We start from the raw sequence: 3,465 nt of genomic DNA, 5'->3' as shown, positions 1-3,465 counted from the left end.
CTCGCCATGACGATCAGACTCCTCGCAGGTCACGCCCGCATGCAACGGGTCATGCCAATAAGTCTGACGCGCGACATCAGTAGCCGAGTGTCCCCCGCACCGCAGCCCGTCGTGCAGCAGCTTTCGCCTCAGCCAAACGCGGTTCGAAGGTCTCGATGCCTCGCTCCCCGAGCCGCGCGAGGTCCGGCTCGGGTGACTTGGCCAGGTCACGGCACACGTTGAGGTGCCGTTCGAGCCGTTCATGGTCTTCGCCGGAGTGCGTTCCGACCTCGAGGGTCCAGAGAAGGTCATCGGGCTGCCACTTGAGCGGTCGGAGCATGACAGCAAGAACCTCCAGTGGGTATCGCTTGCCGTGCTGGAACCGCGTCGCGTGCAGCAGCTTGCTGAGCGACACCGGGAAGGTCGGGTCGGATACGGCCGTGGTTATCCATCCGACATCTGTGGCTGAGATGACCCAAAAGAGGTTCTTAGCCATCGGGCTCTCCCGCACCCGGTTCCAGAGTTCGAAACGGTGCGCGCCGCTCAGCTTTCGCGCGCTTTCCTCCCACTCGTCGAAGTCATCGTTGCCCTCGAGCGCGTCGACGTGTTTGACCAGCAGGCTCATGTAGATCTCTGGGTTCGTCTTCGCGAGTATCTCGAGCGCCTTGGACTGCATGTGGTCGCGCGTGGTGCCTGATGGGACGGTGAGGTCGCTCATGGCCGTAGCCCAATCGGGGTCGGCTGGCATCTCCTCTGAGGAGTACGCCATCTCGGCCGCCCACAGCGCGGCCGCGCTGCTTCGAACCTGGGGGTCCGGGTGGATGAACAATGCCTGACGGGTGGAGTCGGATGCGTGACGGATGGCGTAGGACGAGTCGAGGCCCGCGATGTCTTCGACCGTGAGGGCGTCGACGATCAGACTCGTGAGCTCGGCGTCCTGGCAGTCGCTGATCACCGAGCTGATGAGGGAGCCTCTCCCGCCTGTGTCGCCGAGGAGCTCCGTGGCAAGAGGAACAGTCATGATGCCGTTGGCGACGCACCTACTGATGAGCGGGCCGGCTGAGGGACCCAGTCCATGGTCCAGAGCGGCACGGAGCCAAGCCTCGGGGTCGCAACGCATGGAGAGGCGGACCATGACGCGCCACGCTGCTGAGCCGTCCTTGACCGTGGCGAGGTCGGCGTCGTGGCCTGCGAGCCACGTCATGATGACGCTGGGCGGTTGCTCGATATAGGCAGCAAGTGCTCGGTCGAGTTCAGCCTCTCGGAGGCGGCGGTCCTCTTCCCAGTCTTTGGACAGGTCGCGCTCGGCGGTCAGCGCCGCGAACAGCTCATCCGGTTCGTCGAGCATGATCTCGAGGCTGGAAGCTTCTCGGTTGAAGACTGCGCGTAGGCCTGGCGTGGCGATCAGCGGGGCGATGGCTTTGGCGATCGAGACCGCGATCCGTCGCGCCGCGGTCTGCTGCCCTGGGTTCGGGACCCCACGGACTGGAAGAGGGTATCCGCTGGCGATGTGGGCCCATTTTCTCATGACCTCGATGAGGTCTGCGAGCTCTTCGTTCGAGGCCGAGGCGATTCGACTGACCAGCTCGGGTTCGAGCGCCTCATGCATGGCGCCAATGTCTTCTTCGGGCCAGGTGAATGACTGCAGGACGAACGAGTTCACCTTCTCGGGGCTCATGTAGTTGCCGTCGAAGGTCGGCTGGAGCACGTGGCATGCGAGCTTGAGCCAGACGTGGTCAGGCAGTTCCTGGGCTTGGTCGCTCGCCATTGCCGCGCAGAGGTGCACGATCGCCGTCGCGGTGGGGAAATCTCCGGTCCGGGCGTCCTGGACATCCTCAACCACCGTCTTGATGGCCGTCGTGTAGTCCCACCCTCGTGCAGCCAAGTGGGTCAGTGACGCGAAGAAGAGCGCGATGCACTCGGTATTCTCTGCCTGAAGCGAGTCGGCGACACGCGCGGCGAGGACCTTGGTCGCGGCGACGGCGGACCGCTCATCGTCTACTTCGGTCGCGTCTTGCACGGCCTGCATGAGGTAGTCGAAGGCGAAATGGGTGCACTCACTGTTGATGAGTGCGTAGGTGCGCAGGAGTTCGTCGCCGTCCGAGCCCAGTCCCAGGTCGGCCAGGACGGCGAGAAGTTCCTCTGCGGTGGGAACCATCGGCTCTTCGGCACCGAGCAGCGCGGCGTAGATCTGGGTTTGCAGAATGCCTGGCAGGAGTTCTGGCAGCGCACTCTTGACGTCGCTGACGCGTACGGCGGTCGCGTGGCCGGCGAAGTAGACGTCGGCCACGATGCTCGCTGCGATGGTTCGCGGAACAACACGGTAGGAGCTATCGAAGGTTCGCCCGTCGGGAGAGTTCCACAGCCGGTTGCGGCGGACGTCGACGAGCCCGGCGATTGCGACCGAGCGAATGAGCCCCTCGAACTGAGTAGGGGTGAGTTCGAATAGCTTCGCGATGGTACGCGCTTGGTCCTCGGTGGCGTCGCTGACGAGGGCGATGGCTGCGAGCAGTTGGATGGCTTCAGCCGGCGCCATTGACCGTCGCAGGAACGCCCGGATCTGCTCCCTGAGAGCTTGCCCGGTCCACACGGCTTGCCAGGCACCTTGCTGGACGAGGAGGTCTGCGAGGTTGAGCGCCCATGCGGGTCGCCCTTGGGCTTGCTGGAGCAGCTGAGCGATGACCGAGGTCCGGGTGATGCCTCGCTCGCGAAGGAGGATTCCGATTTCCTCCACGGTGAGCAGGTCCACCTCGAGGGCAAGCGCCTCCGGCAGGTGGTCGGCGACGCTTTCCCTCTCGTGTGGCCAGCAGGTGACGGCGACCCGGAACTGGAGCTTCTCTGCGTGCCGAGCGTGCAGGAGATGCTCGACGTCCTCGGACCGGCCGCCGGCGTCGTCTACGACCACGAGCTTCGGTTTGGTGGCGAGGAGGTCATCCAGTAGTCGTTCGGGTGCGGTGTTCCGTTCGAGGAACAGCGCGCTGCCCAGCCGTCCGGCTACGTGGCTCTTGCCGGCGCCGGGGACCCCCCACAGGATGAGGTCCCGGTCGGAGTTCTCGGCGCGGTCGAGTAGTTCGTCGCGACCGACGGTGGGGAGCTGGTGCTCATCAGGGCGTGCGCCGCGCGGTGTGCGGGAAAGGCTGAACGCGCCGCCTTCGATGTGCAAAATCCTCCGGCGCCAGTCGGGGTCGTCGCGGAATGCGTTGGCGAACCAGGGGCGGTCGTAGACCTGGATGAGATCGCAATCGAACTCCTTGGCGATGGCGGCCAGCTTGATGCGCTTCTGCCGGTTGACCTCGGCTAGGTTCGCCACAACGACTTGGTCGACGCGCATCTTGTGGTCTCGGGCCGACTCGAGGCTCCCGCGGAGGCTCTTCTTGGCGCCCTCCCATGTGCGGGATGAGGTGATGATGTGAACCGCCCCGGCAAGTCCGGAGACTCCGTTCCTTGGGAAGGATGGAGTCATGGCAGGAAGTTCCACCACGAGGT

General features: G+C 64.8%; 1 protein-coding gene. It reads right to left on the bottom strand.

Translation table 11 applies throughout. From position 1 onward, the window contains the following. Positions 1 to 76: 76 nt before the first annotated feature. Positions 77 to 3,442 carry a hypothetical protein gene (locus GCU60_RS19590; RefSeq protein WP_163208308.1) on the bottom strand — a complete coding sequence of 1,122 codons (3,366 nt, stop codon included), beginning with the start codon at positions 3,440 to 3,442 and terminating at the stop codon, positions 77 to 79. Positions 3,443 to 3,465 lie beyond the last annotated feature (23 nt).

The sequence above is a fragment of the Blastococcus saxobsidens genome (assembly GCF_010682065.1).
GTDB classification, from domain to species: domain Bacteria; phylum Actinomycetota; class Actinomycetes; order Mycobacteriales; family Geodermatophilaceae; genus Blastococcus; species Blastococcus saxobsidens_B.
The sequence above is the reverse complement of the archived record's forward strand: the minus strand, read 5'-3'. Positions and strand labels throughout refer to the sequence as shown.